The sequence below is a fragment of the Enterobacter sp. T1-1 genome (assembly GCF_000710795.1).
Lineage (GTDB): Bacteria > Pseudomonadota > Gammaproteobacteria > Enterobacterales > Enterobacteriaceae > Enterobacter > Enterobacter cloacae.
Genome location: NZ_JALW01000021.1, coordinates 37,811 through 62,258, shown reverse-complemented (window position 1 = coordinate 62,258; position 24,448 = coordinate 37,811). Strand labels below are relative to the sequence as shown.

The following is a 24,448-nucleotide window of genomic DNA, read 5'->3' as shown; positions in this document are numbered from 1 at the left end:
TAAGGAAAAATAATGACTATAAAAACAACCGCGCTGGCGACAGCTATTGGCGCAGCAGTGGCATTAACCTCCTTCGCATCTCAGGCGGAAATCACGGTTCTTAAGCAAGATCCTCAGGCGGGTAACCCGCTGAGCCGTCTGAACTTCACCGTTGGCGGCAGTATTCGTCCTCAGTTCCAGAACATGACGGGCGACGACGGTAAAAACAGCTACAAACGTAACGGTTTCGACGGCGGCACCCGTTTCCGTTTTGCGGCAGATTACTATCTGTTCGACGACATCAGCTGGATCAGCTACTACGAACTGGGTGTGAATATCCCTGCCCAGTTCAACTGGGATCATCACTATGCCGAAGGTGCTCACGACACCACGCGCCGTATGCTCTACACCGGCCTGAAGAGCGACACCTGGGGTACGCTGACCTTCGGTCAACAGAACAGCGTGTACTATGATGTGGTGGGCGTGAAAACCGATATCTGGGACTACGACATGATCGGTCAGGCACCAGGTAACGGTATCAACGGCGACTACGATGGCTCTTATCGTTCACGCAATATGCTGAAATATAAGAAAACCGTTGGCGATGCTGATATCTACGCCTCTTACCTGTTTGAAGACAGCGAATACCTGCCGGGCAACGGTCTGCGCTACAAGCGTAAAGGCGGCGGTTCCCTGGGTATCGATTACCACCTGACCACCGATCTGACCTGGGGCGCGGCATGGAACTACACCCGTGCGGATATGCGTAACCCGGACAACGGCGACAGCAAAACCTATGACCAGAACATCCTCGGTACCGCGCTCAGCTGGACACCGGATAACTGGACCTTCTCTGCTGGCGGCGGCTGGTACCAGAACTTCCTGACCACCAAAAAAGTGTCTGTTAACGACTACTTTGCCGGTGACGCATGGGGTATCGAATACTTCGCAGGGTACAAATTCCCAATCAATCAGTATGCGGTTAAATCCATCCAGCCATACTTCATGGGTGACCGTATCGAGTACGTGAACGGCCGTAACTACCAGCGCATCGACAACGGTGTGGGTATCAGCTTCCAGCTGGACTACGGTTTCCGTGTGGATTACGAACACGTGTTCACCTCCAGCACCGACAACCTGGGCGATATGAACCTGGTGCGTCTGCGTTACGACTTCTAATGTCGAAGCACAGGGTGCGGTCTGATGCCCTCACCCTGACCCTCTCCCACAGGGAGAGGGTACAAACATTAAAAACGGCAACCAGGTTGCCGTTTTGCTTTTACCTCGCCACCCGGCTTTCTATTAGCGATCAAGCCAGTCAGCGACCTCGCCATACGTCCCGCGATACACAATCTTCTCCGCTTTCTTCTCCAGCTGATAGCCGTACATCGGGTCGTAATAATCACTGAGCAGCGGCGCAAGCCAGCTAAAGTGTGCGTCAGTGCTGCCAGAGCGTTGTTGTTCCAGCAGTGCGGAATCTAACAGCGCGGTGAATTCCGCATAACGCTGCAGCCCCAGACGGCGGCGAATGGCGAACAGACCGTGGTGCAGGTACTCGCTATACTCCTTCCAGCCTGCCTCTTCGCCGTAGGCGGCAGAAAAATCGGCCCACATATGGTCGAAATACTCTTCGCGCAGGCGCTCAAGACGAATGTCAAACGGATCCTCTACCACCACGATAGGGGCTTCGGCCATCCGGTCGCGCAGGCATTCCGGCAGATGGTTAGAGCCAATCATCCTGCCCTCATCCTCCAGCACCCAACGTGCAGCATCTTTTTTCAACAGCTCGACGGCCAGATGATTTTCAAAGCTTGCCTGGGAAAGCTGTGGCGTCAGCGTGCGGCCAAACGATGAGCCGCGATGGTGGGCCAGCCCTTCCAGATCGATCCCCTGCGCGTGCTGCTTCACCAGCAACGTTTTACCGTTTCCGGTACAGCCGCCGATAAGCACCATCGGTTTTTGTGACTGCTCAATAGTGACCTGAATCGCCGTCTGACGCAGGGCTTTATAGCCGCCGCGGATCAGCGGGTAATCCACGCCCGCCTCTTTCAGCCAGGCCTGCGTGATATGCGAGCGCTGTCCGCCGCGCGCGCAGCAGATAAAGCCTTCAGGACGGGCAAGACAGGCTTCGTGCCAGGCGTTGATCCGGGCCTCCCGCGTGTCGCCGTTCACCAGACTATGGCCGAGCGCCAGCGCAGCGTCGGGCCCCTGGCGTTTGTAGCAGGTCCCCACGGCGGCGCGTTCGTCGTCGTTCATCAAAGGCAGGTTGATTGCCGCAGGCATCGCACCCTGCGCAAATTCGATCGGCGCGCGAACGTCAATCAAAGGGGTATCGGACGCGAGTATCGCGCGATAATCCGTTCCATCGTTCATGGTTATTCCAGAAATCAAAACAGCAATGGAGGGGGATTTTACGCGCGTGAGGAGAGGCCGGGGAAGGGGAAGATCAACTCCCCGGCAATTATCGCTTATTTGAGCTTTGATTGCGCCCAGACAATCCCGCTTGCGTATTCCGGCGGCAGGAGAGGGATCATCGCTTCCAGGGTAGCGCTCAGGCGGCCTGCGTCGCTGTCGTTCAGGTTCAGGTGACCCACTTTACGCCCCGGACGAACCTCTTTGTCGTACCAGTGCAGGTGCACCAGCGGCAGCTTCAGCCAGTCGTAGTTCAGATCGGTACCGATCAGGTTGATCATCACTGAAGGGCTGTTAACCACCGGCTGCGGCAGCGGCAGGTCAGTAATGGCGCGCAGGTGCAGCTCAAACTGGCTGATTGATGCGCCGTTTTGCGTCCAGTGACCGCTGTTGTGAACGCGCGGTGCCAGTTCGTTGATCAGCAGACCAGATGGCGTTACAAAACACTCCATCGCCATCACGCCCACATAACCCAGTTCATGCATAATGGCCGAGAGCATCTCTTCCGCCTGGGCCTGCTGTTCAGCATTGGCCTGCGGGAAGGCGACGCTGGTGCGTAAGATTCCGTCCTGATGCAGGTTATGGGTGAGAGGATAAAATACGGTACGCCCGTCGTGGCCGCGAGCGCCAACCAGCGACACTTCACCGCTGAAGTTGATGCCCTGCTCAACGATGCACTCTCCGTAGCACTCTTCCGGCAGTTCGGCGGTTTCGTGCGCGCGCAAACGCCACTGTCCGCGGCCGTCATAACCGCCGACGCGACGCTTTACAATCGCCAGTTCGCCCAGCATAGCGAAGACATCGTTCCACTCGCTTTTATCAGACAGCAACTGCCACGGCGCGGTCGCCAGTCCGAGCTTGTCGAACAGCTGTTTTTGCGTCAGACGGTCAGCAATGATTGGGAACACGTCGCGGTTCACAAAAGCGTTATGGCGCGCCAGTTCACGGGTCAGCGCGGTTTCCGGCCAGCGTTCAATCTCAGCGGTAATGACGCTCTGGTGGAACGGCACGGCTTCGGGTTCGGCATCCAGACCGACCGGCCAGACGGCAATACCCAGCGGTTCACCGGCCTGGCGCAGCATGCGGCCTAACTGACCGTTACCGAGGACGCAAACCTGCTTCATGCCGCACCCCGCGGGTCCGGGTTGTCCAGCACCTCGTCGGTCTGGGCTTTACGCCAGTCCGCCAGACGCTGAAGTAAGGCTTTATCGTGCGTCGCTAGGATCTGCGCTGCCAGCAGAGCCGCGTTTGCCGCGCCCGCTTTGCCGATGGCCAGCGTACCCACAGGAATGCCACGCGGCATCTGCACGATGGAGTAAAGGCTGTCGACACCGCTCAGTGCGGCGCTCTGCACCGGAACACCCAGTACCGGCACCAGCGTTTTGGCGGCAATCATGCCCGGCAGATGAGCTGCACCACCCGCACCAGCAATGATCACCTCGTAACCATTCTCTTGCGCGCTTTCGGCAAAGCTGAACAGTTTATCCGGCGTGCGGTGTGCGGAAACCACTTCAACGTGGTTAGGAACATTCAGGATTTCAAAGATTTCGGCGGCGAACTGCATGGTAGCCCAGTCGCTTTTGGACCCCATCACGATGGCGACACGCGCCGGATTATTGCGGGAAGACATGCGTCTTAAAACTCCTGTGGTGCGAAACACACTGCTTTCGAGGGCACAGAGAATAGCATGTAATACGGGCAAGGAAAACGGTTGCGCGGTTAAAAACCGAGCCGTTGTGGTGCGCGGAAATAACAAAACAGACCGCATTCAGGCGGTCTGTTTTGAGAGGTTACTGAAGATCCCCTGCGGTCAGGTTCTCTTTGTCGAATGCGTGGCTGACATCAATATGATTCACCATGCTGGTGTCGATATTCGAGCCGGCTTCCGGTACACAGAAGCCATTCTCTGCTGCTATCGCGCCAGCGGACAGTCCAGCGGCCAGCAGCAGGACACTTACGATGCTGATTTTTTTCATTCTCTTTCCTTCCTCATCGTCTTGTCGCTGTCGCGGATCTACTGGCGGCACGGCAAACGGCGATCTTATTTAGTCAGTTCTGCAGTCATGTGCACGCGGTTATTGAACTGTGCGCTGGTGATTTTGTAAGACGCGCCCTGTTCAGCAGCCTGAGCGGCAATTTTCGCTTCTGCACGATCCAGAGTTGAGGCTGTCGCGCTAACGCTTTGTGCGAAAGAACCGAAAGAGATCAGAGACAGAGCGGCAACTGCAACGAAAGTTTTGATAGATTTCATGGTCGTAATCCTTAAGTGTTTTGTTTGGGATAGGGCGTGTTGCCCTGATGTGATAAATGATAGGCCGACCACGGGCTGATTAAAATCGAAACAATTTGCCGATATCTTTCAAAAAAATAGAATGAGTTTTGCGGGGGAGATTAAAACGGGAAAGCGATCAGTTCCACACCTTCAGGCGTGACTTTCACCATCGATCCTTCGCTATGCCACGCGCCCAGTACCACACGGTGAGCCGGTTCGCCGTTGGCGACCAACGTATGCACGTCGGGACGGTGGGTATGACCGTGGATTAACCACTGGACGTGGTGTTTCTCCATCACGTTGACCACTGCCTGCGGGTTGACGTCCATGATGGTCATCGACTTGCTGCTGTTGGCGGCTTTACTGCCCGCGCGCATTCTGGCGGCGATACGGTTCCGGATAAACAGCGGCAGGGCAAGGAACACCTTTTGGATCCACGGGGTGTGGACCTTCGCGCGAAACGCCTGATAGCCGGTATCGTCCGTACAGAGCGTGTCACCGTGCATGATCAGGACTTTTCGACCATAGAGGTCAAGCACCTGTTCTTCTGGCAGCAGCGTCATGCCGCTTTCGCGGGCGTAGCGAGGGCCGACCAGAAAATCGCGGTTGCCGTGAATGAAGTAGCAGGGAACGCCGGAGGTGACCAGCGCGTGAATGGCGGCAGCCATTTCACGGTGCAGCGGGTTGGGGTCGTCGTCGCCGATCCAGGCTTCAAACAGGTCGCCAAGGATGTAAAGCGCGTCGGCGTGTCTGGCTTCACCCGCTAAAAAACGCAGAAAACCGGCGGTGATCGCCGGTTCTTCTGTTTGCAGGTGCAAATCTGCAATAAAGAGTGTCGCCACGAATTACTCGCTGACGGTCACGCTGGTAATCACAACGTCTTCTTTTGGAACGTCCTGGTGCATGCCGCTGCGGCCGGTGGAAACAGCTTTGATCTTGTCGACCACGTCCATGCCTTCAACCACTTCTGCGAATACGCAGTAGCCCCAACCCTGCAGGCTTTCGCCGGAGAAGTTCAGGAAGTCGTTGTCAGCCACGTTGATGAAGAACTGCGCGGTGGCAGAGTGAGGTGCCTGAGTACGCGCCATCGCCAGCGTGCCGCGGGTGTTTTTCAGGCCGTTATTGGCTTCGTTTTTGATCGCTTCTTTTGTTTCTTTCTGCTTCATACCCGGTTCAAAACCGCCGCCCTGGATCATAAAGCCGTTGATCACACGGTGGAAAATGGTGTTGTTGTAGAAACCTTCGCGGCAGTAGTCCAGGAAGTTTTTAACTGTTTCAGGCGCTTTGTCATCAAAGGTTTTGATTACGATATCGCCATGATTAGTGTGGAAAGTAACCATTTTTGCATCCTGTTCCGTTATTGTGGTACGTCGACCCGCGTTCGGGTCAGATATAGGGGCCTGTTATAGCATAACCACAGGATGCGATCACCTTGCATTGTGTGCTGCTTCGGGTTTGAATTACGGGTAGAATACCCGGTTTTCGTCCACACACGTGTTTACATGGAATCTTCGATGTTAAAAATCTTTAATACAATGACGCGCCAGAAAGAGGAATTTAAACCTATCCATGCCGGGGAAGTCGGCATGTACGTGTGTGGTATTACGGTTTACGATCTCTGTCATATCGGCCATGGCCGTACCTTTGTCGCATTCGATGTCGTGTCGCGTTACCTGCGTTTCCTCGGGTATAACCTGAAGTACGTGCGTAACATCACCGATATTGACGACAAAATCATCAAGCGCGCTAATGAAAATGGCGAAAGCTTTGTCGCACTGGTGGATCGTATGATCGTTGAGATGCACAAGGATTTCGACGCGTTAAACATTTTGCGCCCGGACAGCGAGCCGCGTGCGACCCACCATATTCACGAAATTATCGAGATCACGGAAAAGCTGATTGAACGCGGCCACGCGTACGTTGCGGACAATGGCGACGTGATGTTCTCAGTGCCAACCGATCCTACCTACGGCTCGCTTTCCCGTCAGGATCTTGACCAACTGCAGGCTGGCGCCCGCGTTGACGTGGTTGACGTGAAGCGTAACCCAATGGACTTCGTGCTGTGGAAGATGTCCAAAGAGGGCGAACCAAGCTGGCCATCTCCATGGGGAGAAGGGCGTCCGGGCTGGCACATTGAGTGCTCGGCGATGAACTGCAAACAGCTGGGCAAACATTTTGACATTCACGGCGGCGGTTCAGACCTCATGTTCCCGCACCACGAAAATGAAATCGCGCAGTCCACCTGTGCACACGGCGGCGAGTATGTGAACTACTGGATGCACTCCGGGATGGTGATGGTTGACCGCGAGAAGATGTCTAAATCGCTGGGCAACTTCTTCACCGTGCGTGACGTGCTGAAGTATTACGATGCGGAAACCGTACGTTACTTCCTGATGTCGGGCCACTACCGCAGCCAGCTGAACTACAGTGAAGAGAACCTGAAACAGGCACGCTCTGCGCTGGAGCGTCTGTACACTGCGTTGCGCGGTACCGACAAGTCCGTGGAGGCCGCGGGCGGCGAGGCGTTTGAGGCCCGCTTTGTTGAGGTGATGAACGATGATTTCAACACCCCGGAAGCCTACTCGGTGCTGTTCGATATGGCGCGTGAAGTCAACCGCCTGAAGTCAGAAGATATGGCGGCGGCGAATGCGCTGGCTTCTCACCTGCGTAAACTCTCTTCCGTGCTTGGCCTGCTGGAGCAGGAGCCGGATGCTTTCCTGCAGAGCGGTGCGCAGGCGGATGACGGCGAAGTGGCAGAGATTGAAGCGCTGATTAACGCGCGTCTCGAAGCCCGTCAGGCGAAAGACTGGGCGGCAGCGGATGCAGCGCGCAATCGCCTGACCGAAATGGGGATCATCCTGGAAGATGGCCCACAGGGGACCACCTGGCGCCGTAAGTAAGTCCGCAACGCCCGGTGGCGCTTCGCTTACCGGGCCTACAAAAGCACGACCGTAGGCCGGGTAAGGCGTAGCCGCCACCCGGCTTTTTTACCTCCGTCGCCACCACAACAACCCCATCAGCACCACTCCCGGCAGCCACACCCACAGCAGTTCAGAGATAATCACCTGATGCCCGTACGGCGTGGTATAGCGCGACAGGGCAAACGGGGCGACCTTAATCACCTGCCACGGCGCAAAGAAGCGTTCATCTGACCACGGCCACAGCCAGCCGACGCCCTTGCCGCCGGTGGTGACGGAATCGAGCAGGCTGTGCGACAGCAGCGACACGGTTAAAAACAGCCAGCAGCGCGTCAAACTTGCCCTGAACCATCGTCGCCCGACCAGTACGCAGAGTATCGGCACCACGAAGGCAAACAGCAGTGAATGGGTAAAGCCGCGATGGCCGAAAACATTGCCGTAAGCAACGCCGAACTTAAACGCCAGCACGTCGGCATCGGGCAGCATCGCGAGCACGACACCGGCGAAAAGCAGGCGGGGAGGAATAACCCGGGTTCCCAGGCCTAAGCCCAGGCAAAGCGGAACAGCAGCGTGAGTGATAACGGTAGGCATCGTAATTTTCCATGACAAATCATGGGAATATAGCAGCGATTTCGCTGAAACTGACCTGTGCTAAATTCCGATTTTTACGCCGATTCCCGCGCGATAAGCTGGCCGGAGAGGGTAATGCGCTGCGTCTGCAGCTCTGGCTCTTTCAGCTTACGGATGATAAGACCCGCCGCCTGGCGGCCTGTCTCGTCACTTGCGGAGGAGACATAGGTAAACGACGGCGAGGTCAGGTTGACGTGCAGCATATCTTCAAAGCCCACCAGCGCGACCTGCTGCGTCAGAAACACGTCTTTTCCCACGGTACGGCCCACCTGATGAATGCCGCTAATGCAGCCGATCATCGCATCCGGTGAATGGCAGAGCAGGGCGGTAATGGTGTTGTTTTTCTCAAGCAGCTGGCGGGTCGCCATTGCGGCGGCTTGCGTGTCATCGCTGCAGGCCGGGGAGCTTTCATCGCGCCACACCAGCCCGTTCTGGGTCATTGCGCTGCGAAATCCAAGCAGGCGCTGCTCGCGAATAAGGCAGCCTTCCCGTCCGCCAATGTAGGCGATGTTGCGGTGCCCGCGCTCGATAAGATAGCGCGCGGCCAGGTTTGCCGCCTGGCGGTTATCGCGCATCACCAGGTTGCATTTTTCATCCAGTAGAGACTGCGAGACCACCACCAGCGGCAGCGGGCACTGGCGGATCTGCTCCGGCAGGGTTGAGGAGCGCGTATCCGACGCGAGATAGATCACGCCCGCCACGCCCTGTTGCTTAAAGGAGAGCAGGGTGCGCTCTAAATGCTCCCGATCGTTCAGCGGCTGGCCGAGAAAAACCATATAGCCCTGCTTCTCCAGCTCCTGGACGATACTCGCCATGACTTTGATGGAAAAACTGTCGCTGAAATCACGCAGGATCAGGCCGATCAGGTTGGAGGTGTTGGCGCGAAGGTTAGCAGCGGCAACGTTATGAACATAGCCCAGCGTCGTGATGGCGGCATTGACCTTCTCGATCGTTGCTTCGGAGATTTTCCCTTTCTGGCGCAGCACCAGCGATACGGTAGAGACCGACACACCCGCGTGCTTTGCGACATCAATGATGCTGACTTTCTTCAAAACCGCTCCCTGAAATTTACCGATTATCAGCCAGATACGACACGTCTCTCAGCCTACAGGAGACGTGTCGTTCCGGCATCTTATTATTTGCCAATCATGGTGGAAATGGTCTGGGCGATAAACTGTGCTCTGGCACCGAAAATCACCTGAATTCCGTTATCACCCACGAAGACCACGCCGCGTGCACCGAGTCCGTTCAGGCCATCTTTATCCACCGCATCACTTTTTGCCACTTCCAGGCGCAGACGGGTGATACAGGAGCCAACGGAGTCGATGTTGTGCGCACCGCCCAGCAGGGTAATGATTTCGGTGGCGAGTTCAGAATCGGATTTATCATCCGCGCTGGCGGTCACTTCGGTACGGCCCGGCGTTTTCACGTCAAAGCGACGGATCACGAAACGGAAGGTGAAGTAATAAATCAGGCCCATCGGAATACCAATGATAATGGCATTGAGGAAGTTGGTCTGATAGCCGTTGAATGACGGCAGGATCCCGAACGACAGATAATCGATAAAGCCTGCCGAGAACGACTTGGCGATATGGGCGTGCAGCAGATACATGGTCATGTACGCCAGGCCCGCCATAATGGCGTTAAAGACGTAGAGGATCGGCGCGACGAAGATGAAAGTGAACTCCACCGGCTCGGTGATCCCCGTCAGGAAGCAGGTGAGTGCCGCAGAGAACAGAATACCGGCCGCGATTTTTTTATTTTTGGTATGCGCTTCATGATACATCGCCAGACACGCCGCAGGCAGGGCAAACAGCATCAGCGGGAATTCACCCTGCATGAACTTACCGGCGTTCTGGTAGGTGTCGCTGCTGAAGGATTTCACCCCTTCTTCCAGCATCTTGAACCAGATGGTCTGGTCGCCGTGGATCACCTGGCCCGCCTGAGTGGTGTAATCACCAAATGAATACCAGAAAGAGGGATACCAGATATGGTGCAGACCGAGCGGGATGAGGGCGCGTTCGACCAGACCGAAGATAAAGGTTGAGGCGGCCTGATTATCGCCGTTCACCACCACGGAGAGCGCGTCGATGCCTGCCTGAATGTGTTGCCAGACGTAGGGCAGCAGCAGACCGAGCAGGAACGAGAGAAACGCCGTGGCAATCGCCACAAAGCGTTTGCCGGAGAAGAAGCCAAGGAACTCCGGCAGCTGCATGGTGTGGAAACGGTTATAGCACCACGCCGCCAGAATACCGCAGATAAGCCCGCCAAAGACGCCCATCTGCAGCGTCGGGATGCCTACCACCATAGCGTATTTACCGCCCTGAGAGGCCATTTCCGGCGTAATGCTCAGCACGGTACTGATGGTGATATTGGTAACAAACACCGAGACGGCGGCAGACAGTGCGGCAATGCCGGATTCCGATGCCAGACCCACGGCGGAGCCAATGGCAAACAGCATGGGCAGGTTATCAAAGATAACCCCACCCGCGTTCATCATCAGCGGCAGGTGAAACTTATCGCCAAAGGCCAGCAGCAGGCCCGCAGCGGGAAGCAGTGAAATTGGCAGCATTAAGGCGCGACCAATCATCGATAACTTAGACAGCGATTTAACAAACCCTGATATCAGACTCATGCTGATTTCCCCCGAGAAGCGCTTTTTTTGGCGCTGTTATTGTAAGTATAACGTTTTAGTAGAACGTTCTACTTATCGTGGGCAAAGCGTGAAAAACGCGCAACTCAATTTTCACTTTTCAACAGATGAAATAGTGATTATTTGAAGTTGATCGATAATTAACCGTGATAGGTGTGCGGGGATTGTTATCCCCTCTCCCGGCCGGGAGAGGGTTAGGGTTAGGGCATCAGACGGCTCAGGCCGTAACGGTCACGCTCTGACCGTCAAAGCTGACGGTCTGACCGGCAACAATTTTGCAGCGCTTACGCGTTTCTACCACGCCGTCGACGAAAACCAGCCCGTCGGCAATGGCGATCTTGGCCTGCGCACCGCTCTCGCTCCAGCCTTCCAGCTTCAGCAGATCGCACAGCTCAACGTGTGGATGTTTACCTAATGAAAATGTCGCCATGTTACGCGTCCTCTACGTCGTGATACTCCTCGCATGCCTGCAAGGTATTCTGAATCAGGGTTGCTACGGTCATTGGGCCTACGCCGCCCGGTACCGGGGTGATGTAAGAGGCACGCGCTGCGGCATCTTCATAAACCACGTCGCCAACCACTTTGCCGTTTTCCAGACGGTTAATCCCGACGTCCACGACAATCGCCCCTTCCTTAATCCATTCCCCGGGAATGAAGCCCGGCTTACCGACCGCGACGATCAGCAGATCGGCATTCTCGACGTGATGACGCAGGTTTTTGGTGAAGCGGTGGGTCACGGTGGTGGTGCAACCGGCCAGCAGCAGCTCCATGCTCATCGGACGGCCCACGATGTTAGAGGCGCCAATCACTACGGCGTTCAGACCGTAGGTGTCGATGTTATAACGCTCCAGCAGCGTCACGATGCCGCGCGGGGTGCAGGGACGCAGGCGCGGCGCGCGCTGGCACAGACGGCCAACGTTATACGGGTGGAAACCGTCCACGTCTTTATCCGGTGCGATACGCTCCAGTACCTTCACGTTGTCGATGCCTGCCGGCAGCGGCAGCTGGACCAGAATACCGTCGATCTCTTTATCGGCATTCAGGGTGTCAATAAGTTCCAGCAGTTCTGCTTCGGTGGTGGTTTCTGGCAAATCGTAAGAGCGGGAGACGAACCCCACCTCTTCACACGCTTTGCGTTTGCTGCCGACATAAATCTGCGATGCCGGGTTGCTACCAACCAGCACAACGGCAAGCCCTGGTGCGCGAAAACCAGCCGCTTTACGCGCCTTCACTTTTTCCGCGACTTCAGAGCGCACCTGCTGCGCAATCGTTTTACCGTCAATAATCTTTGCTGCCATCAGAGAGAAGATTCCGTCTGTAACGTTTGAAAGGGGGGATGGCCTGTATTTTGGCAGAAGCGAGCGCCGCTGTCAGTCACCCTTTGCGAGTTTTCCTCCGGCGGGCGTAAAGACCCTTCTCGGGTGATGGTCAATTTCTTAGGCGGGATTAGGATGTGACCTGGTAAAATGGCAGCGTTTTGACATATTTAAAAATAGTTTCCTGAGCTACTTTGTCTCCTCCGAAATAAGCTTTCAATTTTTCAATTGAACATATTTCTTATTCCCGATAATTCGCGGGAAGGGTTATTTACATTTTAAAGGAATAGACATGAAACTCAGCAACATTGCTTCTACTGTTATTGCTTCACTGGCCCTGGTCGCGGGTGCCGCTCACGCTGCCGATCCGGTTACGCCAGTTTCCGTAAATGGCGGTACCGTGCATTTTAAAGGTGAACTGGTTAATGCTGCATGTTCAGTAAATACCGATTCTTCCGAGCAGACTGTTAATCTCGGTCAGTACCGTACCGCGAAATTCACCAAAGTGGGTGACACCACCACCAATATTCCATTCACCATCGAACTGAACGATTGCGATCCGCTGGTGGCGAAAACGGCTGCTGTGGCGTTCACCGGTCAGATCGACGCAACTGACAAAACCCTGCTGGCAGTGACTTCCGGTAGCAACGACAACACCGCGAAAGGTGTAGGTATCGAGATCCTCGACAGCAAATCCAGCGTTCTGACGCCAGACGGTGCCACCTTCTCTGCTGCGCAGAACCTGATCCAGGGCACCAACACCCTGAACTTCAGCGCGCGTTATAAAGCCACTGCTGCGACCACTGAACCAGGTCAGGCAAACGCTGACGCCACATTCGTTATGAAATACGAATAATTCCTCCGTACAGGGATGTTTTGGCCTCAGGGATGAGGCCCGTCATACGCTCAGGCCAGGAACGAAGGATGACAAGGACAGGAACACTACTGCTGTTAACCCTTGCGATGGCTTCCCAGGCATTCGCCCATACGGTGGTGATTGACGGCGGCAAAGTACACCTCCGGGGTGAACTGGTGAACGGCGGCTGCGCCGTGGCGCCGGACAGCCAGAATATGCGCATCGATATGGGACAATACCGGACCAACTCGTTTTCCGGGGTGGGCAGTTTTTCCACCGTTAATGTGCCTTTTACCGTGCGGCTGCTGGATTGCAGCGTGGATGTCTCACGCACCGTCGGGATCCAGTTCCAGGGCATCACGCCCGCGGAAGACCCGCAGGTTTTTCTGGCGACATCGCGCCCCGGTGAAACACCCATCAGCAGCGGGGTGGGGCTGGCACTCTTTGACGAACAGCAGCGTCAGATTATCCCCAACGCCACGGCGGTCAGCTGGCTGCCCATTGATACCCGCGAGCTTGCGTTTCATTTTAGCGCCCGATATCGGGCTATTTCCGAACACCTTGTGCCAGGCAATATTCAGTCGGATGTCTGGTTTACGTTGATTTATCCATAACACCTGCGAACACATTATTAAAGGTACGGTTTTGATGAATACCCTAATTAAACCAGGACTGATTTTATCGTTTATTTTAATGATGGTTTCTGCAAGCGCGAATGCGTCCGGCGGTATTGCACTTGGAGCCACGCGCGTTATTTATCCGGCAGATGCTAAACAAACTTCACTGGCGATCACCAACAGTAACAAGCAAGAACGCTATTTAATTAACGCGTGGATCGAAAACGCAAACGGGCAAAAAGAAAAAACCTTTGCCGTCACGCCACCCCTGTTTGTCAGCGAGCCGGACAGCGAAAACACGCTGCGCATTATTTACGCCGGGCCTGCGTTGCCTGCCGATCGTGAATCGCTGTTTTACATGAACGTGAAAGCGATCCCGTCAGTGAACAAAGCCAAAACCGAAAACAACAACGTGCTGCAACTGGCCATCCTGTCGCGTATCAAGCTGTTTGTGCGTCCGAATAACCTGGCAATGCAGCCGGAAGAGGCGCTCTCTCAGCTGCGCTTTGAGCGCGTTGGCTCGCATCTGAAGATCAGCAACGCCTCACCGTATTACATCACGCTGGTCAATCTGAAGCTGGGCGGACAGACGCTGGATAACATCATGATTGCGCCAAAAAATTCGGCACAGCAGGCGCTGCCGGCTGGTGCGGGCGGTACGCTCTCCTGGCAGAGCGTCAATGACTACGGTGCCATTACTCCGGCGCGTAGCGTCAACCTGTGAGCAGAGTCAGGGCGATGAATAATCATCAATGGCGTTACTGCCCGGTTGCACTGGCGCTGATGGCAACGCTCTGGCCGCAGTCGGGCTGGAGCGAAAGCTACTTTAACCCGGCCTTTTTGTCCGACGATACCGCCAGCGTGGCGGATTTATCGCGTTTTGAACAAGGTCACCAGCAGGCACCCGGCGTGTATCGCGTGGATATCTGGCGTAACGATGAGTTTATCGCGACCCAGGACGTGCGCTTTGAGCAGGCCGACGATACGCCACCGGTGGCGGGCGGACTGGCGCCGTGCATCACACGTAAAATGCTGGAACGGTTTGGCGTTAACCTCGCCGCGTTTCCCGAGCTGGTAAAGGTGCAGGACGACACCTGTGTCCCGCTGGCGACAGCGATCCCCGGCAGCCTGGTCGCATTTAATTTCGCCTCGCAGCGTCTGAATATCAGCCTGCCGCAGGTGGCGATGCAGAACAGCGCCCGTGGCTATATCCCGCCTGAACAGTGGGATGAAGGGATCCCCGCCGCGCTGTTGAACTACAGCTTTACCGGCAACCGGGGAAGCGAGGATGACAGCTACTATCTGAACCTGCAGAGCGGGCTGAACTATGGCGCCTGGCGTTTACGCAATAACGGCGCCTGGCGTTATACGCAAAACAACGGCCAGCGGCACAGTAACTGGCAGAACATTGGCACCTGGGCGCAGCGCACCGTCATTCCGCTCAAAAGCGAGCTGGTGCTGGGCGACAGCAATACCGGCAATGATGTCTTTGACAGCGTCGGTTTCCGCGGCGGGCGGCTTTTCTCGTCCGACAGCATGTACCCGGACAGCCTGCAGGGCTACGCGCCAACCGTGCGCGGTATCGCCCGTACCCCGGCCAAAGTGGTTGTTCGCCAGAACGGCTATGTTATCTACCAGAGCTATGTCCAGCCTGGCGCGTTTGCCATTACCGATCTGAACCCTACCTCTTCAAGCGGCGATCTGGAAGTGACCGTAGAAGAGAAGGACGGCAGTCAGCAACGCTATACCGTGCCGTACTCCACCGTGCCGCTGTTGCAGCGTGAAGGTCGCTGGAAGTATGACCTCGTGGCCGGGGATTACCGCAGCGGTAACAGCGATCAGGACACGCCGTTCTTCACCCAGGGCACGCTGATTACCGGTCTGGCCAATGGTTACACGCTCTACGGCGGTACGCAGCTGGCGTCGCGCTATACCGCGGTGGCCATTGGCGCCGGGAAAAACCTCGGTGACTGGGGGGCGGTGTCGGTCGATATCACCCATGCCCGCAGCCAGCTGGCGGACGACAGCCGCCATGAGGGCCAGTCCCTGCGTTTCCTGTATGCAAAATCACTCAACGGATTCGGCACCAACTTCCAGTTGCTGGGCTATCGCTACTCCACGAAAGGGTTTTACACCCTGGATGATGTGGCCTGGCGTTCGATGGAAGGCTATCAGTATGCCGACAGCAAGGATGATGACGGCGTGCCGGACGTGCAGAGCTATCACAACCTGACGTGGAACAAAAAAGGGCGCTTCCAGCTCAATATCTCTCAGTCGCTGGGTGATTACGGCTCAGTCTATGTCTCCGGCAGCGAGCAGACCTACTGGGGCACCAGCCAGTCGAACCTCTGGTATCAGCTCGGCTATGCCGGAGGTGTAAAAGGGATCAACTACTCCCTGTCATGGTCGTGGAACAAGTCCGTCGGGATAGAGGGCACGGACCGGATCGCGTCCTTTAACGTCTCGGTGCCGTTCAGCCTCTTTACCCGTCAGGGATATCGCCGGGACAGCGCCATCGACCGCGCTTACGCCACGGCCTCAGCCAGCCGCAACAGCGATGGTGATACCAGCTGGCAAACCGGGGTCAGCGGCACCCTGCTGGAAGATCGCAACCTGAACTACAGCGTTACGCAGGGGCACACCAGCACCAACGGCTCAAGCGGTAGCGCCAGCGCAAACTGGCAGGCGACCTACGGCACGCTGGGGGTGGGCTACAACTACGCGCGCGATCAGCACGATCTCAACTGGCAGCTCTCCGGTGGGGTGGTGGGCCATGCCGACGGCGTCACCTTCAGCCAGCCGCTGGGCGACACTAACGTCCTGATCAAAGCGCCGGGAGCCTCGGGCGTCAGCGTGGAAAACCAGACCGGGGTGAAAACCGACTGGCGAGGCTACGCGGTCATGCCGTATGCCACCGTCTACCGCTATAACCGCGTGGCGCTGGATACCAACTCCATGAGTAACAACACCGACATCGAAAATAACGTCAGCAGCGTAGTACCGACCAAAGGTGCGCTGGTGCGCGCCAGCTTCGATACCCGTATCGGCGTGCGTGCCCTGCTGACCGTGACCCGCGGCAACCAGCCTGTGCCGTTTGGTGCCGTGGTCCGTGAAACCCAGAGCGGGGTCACCAGTATGGTGGGCGATGACGGGCAGATTTACCTGAGCGGGCTGCCGCTGGAAGGGGAGTTGCTTATTCAGTGGGGCAATGGGATGCAGTCCCAGTGTCGTGCGCACTATCGTTTATCGCCTGAAAGCCAAAACCAGGCCATTACCATGGCGGGGGCAAGCTGTGACCGTTAACAGGAACCCAAAGATGCGCAGTTTACGCAATGTGTTTAGCTTAGCGCTGCTCTGCAGCACGATGCCCGCGTGGGCGACGGTTTGCCAGAACGCCACGGGCGTGCCGAAGGATATCTCATACGATCTTTCAAACGTCTTTAACAGTTCCAATAACAAACCGGGGCAGATTGTGACCCTTGCGCAAAAATCCGGGCTGGTGGGCGTGAACGCCATTTGCCCTAAAGGAACAACCGGAAAGTCCACGATGCGTAGTTATGTCACCAGCCTGCCGATAACGACGGTAATTGATGGCTATAAGTATGTGAAGCTGAATGACTACCTTGATGGCGCAATGCAGATCCACGATGACTACGCGGGCACCTTCTATCCACCGTCAGACTACATTCAGATGGGGCAGCACCCTAACGTTCCGAACAACAAAGCGTTTCCTGTCACCGATTCGAAGCTGGTCTTTCGTCTGCGGGTCACACGGCGGTTTATCAACATGGTGGTGATCCCCCAGCAGACCATGTTCACCGTCTATGTCACCACCACGTCATCCGATCCGCTGAATACGCCGGTCTATACCATCAGCTACAGCGGCACCATTCAGGTACCACAAAGCTGTGCGATTAACGCCGGGCAGGTGGTGGAGTTTGATTTTGGTGATATTGGCGCGTCGTTGTTCAGCCAGGCGGGGGCCGGCAATCGTCCTCAGAACGTCTCACCACAAAGCAAAACCATTGCCATTAAGTGCACCAATGTGGAGGCCAATGCGTATCTGACGATGCGCATCGAGGCGGAAAAAATCTCGGGCAATGCGCTGGTTTCCGATAACCCGGATTTAGGGTTTGTCGTGGCGAACGATAGCGGTACGCCTCTGACGCCTAACAACCTGAACAGCAAAATTCCGTTCCGTCTGGATGACAGCGCGCAGGCGCAGGTGGGGATCCGGGTCTGGCCGGTGAGCATTACGGGGAATAAGCCAGCAGAAGGCCGGTTCACCTCTCGCGGCTATCTGCGCGTGGATTACGATTAAGGGGAAGAGATGGGGAACTGGAAATGGCCTTTCGCTGCGCTGGCCCTGACGATGTGTCAGGCAAACGCGTGGTCAGCCACAGCGCTGGGCGAGATCAATATTCAGATGTACGGCAATATCGTTGATTTTACCTGCGTGGCAGAGGGCAGCGACAGCGACAAGACCGTCACGCTGGGCACCTGGCCGACGAAGCAGCTCAGCACCACGGGGAGCCGCACGCAGCCCATGCCCTTCACGCTGAAGCTGACAGGCTGTCCGCCAGGCTCGGCATCAATTACGTTTTCCGGGAAAACTGACGGGAGTGACAGCGGATTGCTGGCGTTGAATGACGCCAGTACGGCGAATAACGTCGCGGTGGAGATCAGGGATGCGGATAAAACGCGTCTTGCGTTACAGCAGGCCAGCCAGCCGGTAGCGGTAGATGCGCAGGGTAATGCCGTGTTGTCATTTTATGCTAATTATATTGCCACAGCGGATAACCCCCGACCCGGACGCGCCGATGCGGATGCCACATTTATGATTAATTATAATTAGCGCTGACCGCACTCCCTGCAACTCAGATAAACTGCAGGGAGTGAATTCAGGTTATAGCAGCTCGTGTGCCTTGGCGTAATCAATTAATTCCACAATGCTTTGCACACCGAGCTTGGAATAAATATTGGATTTGTGCGCGCTAATGGTTTTGTTGCTTAATAGCAGCTGTTCGGCAATTTCCTTATTCGATAAGCCATTCGCCAGATACCGCAGTACGGTGACCTCACGGTTCGATAATGGCATATCGGATGCCATCCCTTTCCCGGAGCCCAGGTGATTAATAAAGTTCAACGTTTCCGACGGGAAAAAAGAATAGCCCATCAGAATCATTTCCACGGCGTTGTAGATCTCACCTAAATCTTTTCGTTTACTGACAAACCCATTTGCCCCGGCGCGGATGGCGCGGCCCGCGTAAAAGGACTCCGATTTGGAAGAGAGGAACAGGACCTTTATGTCTTTGTTTAAGTTTCTGATTCTTTTCAATAAAGCGAAGCCATCGGTGCCCGTAAGTTCAATGTCCAGGATCACCAGATCGATGGCGTGATTGCGGATACAGTCGAGAACTTCATGGCTGTCGCCAGACTTCAGTTTGACTGTGATATTTTTATTTTTCTGTAGCAGGACTTCTATCGACATTCTGACGATAGGATGTTCGTCCATAATGATAACGGATGCCGGTTTCATTTTTTATGCCTCAGATTGTTAAAAGCGTTATGCTGAGTTTGGTTCAAACTCTCGAAATGCCGGAAGGATAAATTTGCAGATCCTTATAGGGTGGTATTTCCCTGGAAAGAGCGAAAGCATCCTTGTTAACGTAGTGGTAATGTCATTGCCTCAGCGCGGTCATCTCATTTGGCTGGTGGCGGCAAAAAGGTTTTTCTTATTCATAATTGGTACGCGTCTTATTATACCGTGTAAGTTTTCTCCGAAAAGCCTGCAGATTAATTCATGATTATTGATTTGTATTATCTTCTGGATCTGAATGGCTATTTTTTTAAATTTAGCGGAAATGTCCTGTTATTCCATTTACCACATCTTTTCATCTTTATGTAATAACAAAAAATAACAGATACCACTATATGTTGCAAAGTTGTTAATGAAATGGCGGGGCAGTAAAACGTCTCACCTGCTGCTGAAGTGGCGTGAATTTGCACAGATAGCGCGTCTCATCCTCATCCTGATACCTCTCCCCGATATCAGAAAAATACTATGCCGGAAGAGCAAAATCTTCTGCGGCCTTCGCTTTTAGCGCCAGGGGCGTGCAACCAAATTGCTTGTTTTTACATCATTATCATCCTGTTAACGGAACCATCAATCCCTTAACGCATGGATGAAAGTGCTGCGCTTTACTTATTCTTTAATATTTCACGTGGTTCAGAGTCAGAAATTAGGAATAGTTGTAATTTCGAGATTTATGTTAAAGGTTAACATAAAATTAACATTTTCAGTAAGTAACTTCCTAAAGATCTTTAGGAAATAAGGGGTTAGGTTAAGAGTAAAACGGGCAGTCGGAGAGATTATTGAGAAGATGCAGCAGTTCCTGGCGATGGCTAAGCCCGAGCTTCACCAGAATGCAGCTCAGGCGATAGATAATGCGGCTGTAGGGGCGATTCTGCAGCAGGGCGATCTGACGTAGTGACTTCCCCCGCGACAGCTCCTGTAAAATGGGCCACTCGCCGCGAGAGAACCACTCTTTACTGGAGCCCTGTGGAGGGCTGATGTCCATCAGGCTGTGCTGGAGTGCCGCCGCCGTTGACTGGCGTTCAAGGACATGAAACGGCCCCGCCGCTTTACAGAACAGACGGGTGTCGTAATTATCCGCCCTGACCAACAGATACGGCGTGAGAAAGGGCGGATACAGGCTGTGTCTTCTCAGCTGATCCAGCTTTTCCATAAGCGCCGTGGTACGGCTTTCAATATCTACCACCAGACGGGCTGCAGGCCACTGATTCAGCGCCTGAAAAGCTTCGTCCAGCGTCGGGTAGTCGCTACAGCTGCTCAGGGGAAACTGGCCGTTCAGAAAACCGGTGCGCAGGAAATGATCTTCCGTGACCAGAATAATAAAGGGCGCGTCTGTTTTGCGATGTTGGTGGATGGACTGGCTCAAAAATTCGAGCCGGTCGAAAAAGGGGGGAGCAAAAGGCGAGTGCGTAAATCCCAGTGCATCACTTCCTGTACGCCGCCGCCGGTAACGGCGCACTGTCATTCGCATGGCTTCCCTCCTGGAAATGGCTTTTTATTCCTCCGGCCATGTCCAGGACGGCCAGTAGTACCCCTGGCCGAGTCCTGCTCCTGCCTGTCGTGCCCGGCTATGATCCTTTTCAGTCTCAATACCTTCAATAAGCACGTTGTCGGCAAGCTGAAAGCAACGTGTCACCAGTTGCCCGAGCGCAGGGGTGGCGCGTAAACGCCAGAATGCTTCCTTGTCGATTTTTATGCCGGTTAACGGCAGCCGGCAGGACAAAAACGGTTGGACGATCGCTTCATCAATATCATCCAGCCAGATACCGTGGCCTTGTCTTCTGAGCTGAAGCAGGCGCTGGTGAACGTCCTGCCGTTTTGTGTCAGACAGCGCCAGAAAGCGTGCCGGGTCGACAATTTCTATATTCAGCGGTGCGGCAGGCAGCCGTAGAAGCCGCTGAAAGGCGTCCGGCTGCGTTAATACGGTTATCGGCAGATTGACGTAAAGATTATGACAGTGCGGGGTATTTTTTAGCGCGACAAGTTGCGCTTCAAGCAGCGTAAGTGACCACTCCGCAGACCGATCGTTGAAAAATGCTTCGCTTTGCTCTCTTGCTGACAGAACGCTCAGCACTTCCACCCCAACCTGGCGCTGCGAGGAGAGGGCGATGATAGGCTCAAGTTTGATGCCCGCGATATCGTGAGAGAGGTGCTGCAAGCTGGGGGACGTATCGATCAGGTTTTGCGCTGTCACTCCATTGTCCTGTTGTCTGTCAGCCTCCAGGCGGCCGGGATACCTCACACTAGTGTGACGAGCTGACGCTCAGGAAAACAGCAGGCGTTACTTAAATGCAGCTAAGCCTTTTCGCAGCGCTAAATTCTACGAAAGAAAAGCCGGGAATGTTGAAAAAACAGCCATATTTACAATCAGCTAGCCCTAATCGGGGGTGAAAACGGAAAAGGCATTGACTCACCTGCCATTGACCGTATAATTCTTCGCGTTTCACCACCGCGAAGTTCACTCTTCTCAGTGCGCCCTTAGCTCAGTTGGATAGAGCAACGGCCTTCTAAGCCGTAGGTCGTAGGTTCGAATCCTACAGGGCGTGCCATTTAGTCTCAGCGCTTAATCCAGCCCACTCTTCCCCAGACCGACCAACCGCTACCGATCCTTCACTCTGTGCCTGCTTTTAACCGTCTGATTTGCGTGGTTAATTCCAGATGTGTATCATTCTGAACCCGGCTCTGTAGCCTGTCGGTCAGAACGTTTGTTCCGCCATCGACCGGTCATTGGCGTAGTTCCAGTCAGGGCCACCATACCGCCACTAGCTCATCGGGAAGAGCGACAACCAGGATGTTGTAGTACGGGGTTCGAGGCTCCGGTGGCGGACCAACGCCGACTTAGCTCAGTAGGTAGAGCAACTGACGTGTAATCCGTAGGTCATCCGTTCGATTCCGGTAGTCGGCACCCTATTTATGGCTTCCCCGTGGGATGCCTCCGGCACGACATTCATTTCACTGTTGTACATGCCAATCATGAAGGACATTTATGTGGTATCTACTCGCAACTTCGCTTGCCGCACTTTCCCTGAATAAAAGCCTGGCTTACCTGATGCTGGGGTTAACGGCATTTCTCGGCTGGAAACAGAGCATTCTTGATGCCCCGGCGCTGCTGGTGATTGCATTAATCGTTATTGGCTGGTCTGTTGTTGAATGGCTACGTAATAAAAATAATAAATATACTTATCTGGTCGAAGGCCTGTGCGTAGTCATCGCCGTTGCCCTGGTTTTGCATGTAATCCCTGGCTTCCATAACCCGAAGGTACTGGACGCTGTCGTTGTTGGTCCGCAAAGCATACCGTTCAGTATGTACTTTAATATGGACAAGGCAGTGGTGCCGTTCTTTTTAATTACGTGCATGCCAACGTTATTCGTAGCAAAACCCCTTTATAAACCTGGCAAGGTAGGCTGGGGAATATTGGTATTGGCGATACCCGCGCTGTTACTTCTGGCTGTTGCGTTGGGCGGGCTGAGAATTGAGCCGCATGCGCCAGAATGGTTTGCTCAATTTGCCCTTGCGAATATTTTCTTCGTCTCTTTGGCCGAGGAAGCCTTGTTCAGAGGCTATCTGCAGCAGCGCTTGTCCCGGGTTGTGCATCCTGTTGTAGCACTGTTGATTGCCTCACTCATTTTTGGGCTAATGCATTATAGCGGCGGTTTACTGCTGATTATTTTTGCCAGCCTCTCCGGTATTATTTACGGCCTGGCGTGGATGTGGAGCGGCAGGCTCTGGGTTGCAACGTTCTTCCATTTTGGGCTGAACTGCGTGCATTTATTGTTCTTCACCTATCCGATGTACGCCCCTCACGCGTCTGTGTGATGCTTTTTAAAATAGTGGCCTTAAAAATTGGCTGCCTCCGGATAAGCATAAAAAGCCCCGAAGCATCGGGGCTTTTTTTATATATGCCGGGGGCATGAATAACACATTTATCTTCGCGTCAGAATAAATAGAAGGCTAATGAATTTCATTGTTGGCAGACTTAAGGTTTTCTTAATCTAAAAATTATCTCGCATTAAAATTTGGGTTTTTATCATTCTAAAATCTGCTAAAAACGAATTTTACACTTTTACGTCTAAACTCGATTGATAGTAATTATCATTAGCGTTGTTGTATGCTTTAATCCTGTCCCACACAGCCCTTTGTTGTTTATCACGTTGGTCTATTAAGGATATGTTCATGAATTCTCGCCTGCTGTCATGCTTCTCGCTTGCCCTGTTGTCTTCATCACTTTTCCTTTCAACTCAATCGTTTGCCGCTGATAACAACGAAGGTATCGTTGTTTATAACGCGCAGCATGAAAATCTGGTGAAGTCGTGGGTAGACGGTTTTACCAAAGAAACGGGTATTAAGGTCACGCTGCGTAATGGCGATGACAGCGAGCTGGGCAACCAGCTGGTGCAGGAAGGCAGCGCATCGCCTGCGGATGTATTTTTAACTGAAAACTCGCCGTCAATGGTGCTGGTTGATAATGCCAAACTATTTGCGCCATTAGATGCAGAGACATTAAAGCAGGTACCGGCGGAGTATCGTCCGGCACACGGCCGCTGGATCGGGATCGCCGCTCGCAGCACGGTGTTTGTCTATAACCCGAAAAAACTGAGCGAGCAGCAGCTGCCAAAATCGCTGATGGATCTGGCTAAACCCGAGTGGAAAGACCGCTGGGCTGCTTCTCCGTCAGGAGCCGATTTCCAGGCGATCGTCAGCGCAATGCTGGCCCTGAAAGGCGAGCAGGCCACCCTTGAGTGGCTCAAAGCAATGAAAGCCAATTTCGTTGCCTATAAAGGCAACAGCACCGTGATGAAAGCCGTTAACGCCGGTCAGATTGATGGCGGGGTGATTTATCACTACTACCGTTTTGTCGATCAGTCCAAAACGGGTGAAAACAGCAAAAACACTAAGCTCTACTACTTCAAACACCAGGATCCGGGCGCCTTTGTTAGCCTCTCCGGCGGCGGCGTGCTGGCGTCCAGCAAACACAAAGCGCAGGCACAGGCCTTCATTAAATACATCACCGGAAAAGAAGGGCAGGAGAGCCTGCGCACCAATAACGCCTTTGAATATGCGGTGGGCGTGAATGCGGCCTCTAACCCGAAACTGGTGCCGCTGAACGATCTGGATGCACCGAAAGTGGAACCTTCCACGCTTAACAGTAAAAAAGTCATCGCGCTGATGACGCAAGCTGGCCTGCTGTGATCCTGAGA

At 54.4% G+C, this 24,448-nt stretch carries 25 protein-coding genes and 1 tRNA gene; 11 read left to right on the top strand and 15 right to left on the bottom strand.

Translation table 11 applies throughout. The annotated features are described in order from the left end of the window. Positions 1–12: 12 nt before the first annotated feature. On the top strand, positions 13–1,158 hold the full coding sequence (locus tag AK59_RS0109280) for a porin (RefSeq protein ID WP_013095916.1): 1,146 nt from the start codon (positions 13–15) through the stop codon (positions 1,156–1,158). Positions 1,159–1,281: 123 nt separating this feature from the next. On the opposite strand, the gene mnmH is transcribed toward AK59_RS0109280, so the two are convergent. The 7 genes from mnmH to ppiB form a co-directional block, all read right to left on the bottom strand. Next, positions 1,282–2,352 carry a tRNA 2-selenouridine(34) synthase MnmH gene (gene mnmH / locus AK59_RS0109275; protein ID WP_029882628.1) on the bottom strand — a complete coding sequence of 357 codons (1,071 nt, stop codon included), beginning with the start codon at positions 2,350–2,352 and terminating at the stop codon, positions 1,282–1,284. A gap of 95 nt (positions 2,353–2,447) precedes the next feature. Beyond that, positions 2,448–3,515, bottom strand: a complete 1,068-nt coding sequence (gene purK / locus AK59_RS0109270) for a 5-(carboxyamino)imidazole ribonucleotide synthase (protein ID WP_013095918.1) — start codon at positions 3,513–3,515, stop codon at positions 2,448–2,450. Then, entirely contained in the window at positions 3,512–4,021 is a 510-nt protein-coding gene (gene purE / locus AK59_RS0109265; protein ID WP_029882627.1) for a 5-(carboxyamino)imidazole ribonucleotide mutase, read from the bottom strand. Before purE ends, purK begins: the two co-directional genes overlap by 4 nt. Positions 4,022–4,181: 160 nt before the next feature. Further along, positions 4,182–4,367 carry a hypothetical protein gene (locus AK59_RS0109260; protein ID WP_029882626.1) on the bottom strand — a complete coding sequence of 62 codons (186 nt, stop codon included), beginning with the start codon at positions 4,365–4,367 and terminating at the stop codon, positions 4,182–4,184. A gap of 65 nt (positions 4,368–4,432) precedes the next feature. Further along, the gene (locus tag AK59_RS0109255) at positions 4,433–4,642 is read right to left on the bottom strand and encodes a YdgH/BhsA/McbA-like domain containing protein (RefSeq protein ID WP_013095921.1); all 210 of its coding nucleotides are present in this window, start codon (positions 4,640–4,642) and stop codon (positions 4,433–4,435) included. A 140-nt stretch (positions 4,643–4,782) separates the two neighbouring features. After that, the gene (gene lpxH, locus AK59_RS0109250) at positions 4,783–5,505 is read right to left on the bottom strand and encodes a UDP-2,3-diacylglucosamine diphosphatase (RefSeq protein WP_029882625.1); all 723 of its coding nucleotides are present in this window, start codon (positions 5,503–5,505) and stop codon (positions 4,783–4,785) included. Between the two features lie 3 nt (positions 5,506–5,508). Then, positions 5,509–6,003 (bottom strand): peptidylprolyl isomerase B, encoded by a 495-nt coding sequence (gene ppiB / locus AK59_RS0109245; RefSeq protein ID WP_020685026.1) that lies wholly within the window; start codon positions 6,001–6,003, stop codon positions 5,509–5,511. A gap of 174 nt (positions 6,004–6,177) precedes the next feature. On the opposite strand from ppiB, the gene cysS reads away from it, so the two are divergent. Next, positions 6,178–7,563, top strand: a complete 1,386-nt coding sequence (cysS, locus tag AK59_RS0109240) for a cysteine--tRNA ligase (RefSeq protein WP_020685027.1) — start codon at positions 6,178–6,180, stop codon at positions 7,561–7,563. Between the two features lie 87 nt (positions 7,564–7,650). Here the strand turns inward: cysS and AK59_RS0109235 are convergent, their stop codons facing one another. The 5 genes from AK59_RS0109235 to folD form a co-directional block, all read right to left on the bottom strand. After that, the gene (locus AK59_RS0109235; RefSeq protein WP_029882624.1) at positions 7,651–8,172 is read right to left on the bottom strand and encodes a metal-dependent hydrolase; all 522 of its coding nucleotides are present in this window, start codon (positions 8,170–8,172) and stop codon (positions 7,651–7,653) included. A gap of 74 nt (positions 8,173–8,246) precedes the next feature. Next, a complete protein-coding gene (gene malI, locus AK59_RS0109230; protein WP_020685029.1) occupies positions 8,247–9,263 on the bottom strand; it encodes a Mal regulon transcriptional regulator MalI in 1,017 nt (338 codons plus the stop codon). 83 nt (positions 9,264–9,346) lie between these two features. Next, positions 9,347–10,846: a PTS transporter subunit EIIC gene (locus AK59_RS0109225; RefSeq protein ID WP_029882623.1), complete on the bottom strand. Its 1,500-nt coding sequence runs from the start codon at positions 10,844–10,846 to the stop codon at positions 9,347–9,349. A gap of 235 nt (positions 10,847–11,081) precedes the next feature. After that, positions 11,082–11,294: a ribosome-associated protein YbcJ gene (gene ybcJ / locus AK59_RS0109220; RefSeq protein ID WP_023621558.1), complete on the bottom strand. Its 213-nt coding sequence runs from the start codon at positions 11,292–11,294 to the stop codon at positions 11,082–11,084. A gap of 1 nt (position 11,295) precedes the next feature. Further along, positions 11,296–12,162, bottom strand: a complete 867-nt coding sequence (folD, locus tag AK59_RS0109215; protein ID WP_013095929.1) for a bifunctional methylenetetrahydrofolate dehydrogenase/methenyltetrahydrofolate cyclohydrolase FolD — start codon at positions 12,160–12,162, stop codon at positions 11,296–11,298. Between the two features lie 310 nt (positions 12,163–12,472). On the opposite strand from folD, the gene fimA reads away from it, so the two are divergent. The 6 genes from fimA to sfmF all read left to right on the top strand — a co-directional run bounded on the left by fimA (position 12,473) and on the right by sfmF (position 18,508). Continuing rightward, the gene (fimA, locus tag AK59_RS0109210) at positions 12,473–13,036 is read left to right on the top strand and encodes a type 1 fimbrial major subunit FimA (RefSeq protein ID WP_013095930.1); all 564 of its coding nucleotides are present in this window, start codon (positions 12,473–12,475) and stop codon (positions 13,034–13,036) included. Between the two features lie 68 nt (positions 13,037–13,104). Beyond that, positions 13,105–13,650 (top strand): type 1 fimbrial protein subunit FimI, encoded by a 546-nt coding sequence (gene fimI / locus AK59_RS0109205; RefSeq protein WP_013095931.1) that lies wholly within the window; start codon positions 13,105–13,107, stop codon positions 13,648–13,650. A 34-nt stretch (positions 13,651–13,684) separates the two neighbouring features. Next, on the top strand, positions 13,685–14,377 hold the full coding sequence (fimC, locus tag AK59_RS0109200; RefSeq protein ID WP_013095932.1) for a type 1 fimbria chaperone FimC: 693 nt from the start codon (positions 13,685–13,687) through the stop codon (positions 14,375–14,377). Between the two features lie 14 nt (positions 14,378–14,391). Beyond that, entirely contained in the window at positions 14,392–16,956 is a 2,565-nt protein-coding gene (locus tag AK59_RS0109195) for a fimbrial biogenesis usher protein (RefSeq protein WP_013095933.1), read from the top strand. A 13-nt stretch (positions 16,957–16,969) separates the two neighbouring features. Further along, complete coding sequence (gene fimH / locus AK59_RS0109190) at positions 16,970–17,974, top strand: type 1 fimbria D-mannose specific adhesin FimH (RefSeq protein WP_020685033.1); 1,005 nt, start codon at positions 16,970–16,972, stop codon at positions 17,972–17,974. Between the two features lie 9 nt (positions 17,975–17,983). Further along, complete coding sequence (gene sfmF, locus AK59_RS0109185; protein WP_013095935.1) at positions 17,984–18,508, top strand: fimbria assembly protein; 525 nt, start codon at positions 17,984–17,986, stop codon at positions 18,506–18,508. Between the two features lie 51 nt (positions 18,509–18,559). Here sfmF and fimZ read toward each other — a convergent pair whose 3' ends face one another. The 3 genes from fimZ to AK59_RS0109165 all read right to left on the bottom strand — a co-directional run bounded on the left by fimZ (position 18,560) and on the right by AK59_RS0109165 (position 21,443). Beyond that, the gene (fimZ, locus tag AK59_RS0109180) at positions 18,560–19,192 is read right to left on the bottom strand and encodes a fimbria biosynthesis transcriptional regulator FimZ (protein WP_013095936.1); all 633 of its coding nucleotides are present in this window, start codon (positions 19,190–19,192) and stop codon (positions 18,560–18,562) included. Between the two features lie 805 nt (positions 19,193–19,997). Then, positions 19,998–20,720 carry a helix-turn-helix transcriptional regulator gene (locus AK59_RS0109170; RefSeq protein WP_023622262.1) on the bottom strand — a complete coding sequence of 241 codons (723 nt, stop codon included), beginning with the start codon at positions 20,718–20,720 and terminating at the stop codon, positions 19,998–20,000. A 24-nt stretch (positions 20,721–20,744) separates the two neighbouring features. Then, positions 20,745–21,443, bottom strand: coding sequence for an EAL domain-containing protein (locus tag AK59_RS0109165; RefSeq protein WP_029882622.1), 699 nt, complete (start codon positions 21,441–21,443; stop codon positions 20,745–20,747). Between the two features lie 278 nt (positions 21,444–21,721). On the opposite strand from AK59_RS0109165, the gene AK59_RS0109160 reads away from it, so the two are divergent. The 3 genes from AK59_RS0109160 to AK59_RS0109140 all read left to right on the top strand — a co-directional run bounded on the left by AK59_RS0109160 (position 21,722) and on the right by AK59_RS0109140 (position 24,440). Continuing rightward, a tRNA-Arg gene (locus tag AK59_RS0109160) sits at positions 21,722–21,798 on the top strand. A gap of 437 nt (positions 21,799–22,235) precedes the next feature. Further along, positions 22,236–23,066: a CPBP family intramembrane glutamic endopeptidase gene (locus AK59_RS0109150; protein ID WP_029882621.1), complete on the top strand. Its 831-nt coding sequence runs from the start codon at positions 22,236–22,238 to the stop codon at positions 23,064–23,066. Between the two features lie 357 nt (positions 23,067–23,423). Then, positions 23,424–24,440 carry an iron ABC transporter substrate-binding protein gene (locus tag AK59_RS0109140; RefSeq protein ID WP_029882620.1) on the top strand — a complete coding sequence of 339 codons (1,017 nt, stop codon included), beginning with the start codon at positions 23,424–23,426 and terminating at the stop codon, positions 24,438–24,440. Positions 24,441–24,448 lie beyond the last annotated feature (8 nt).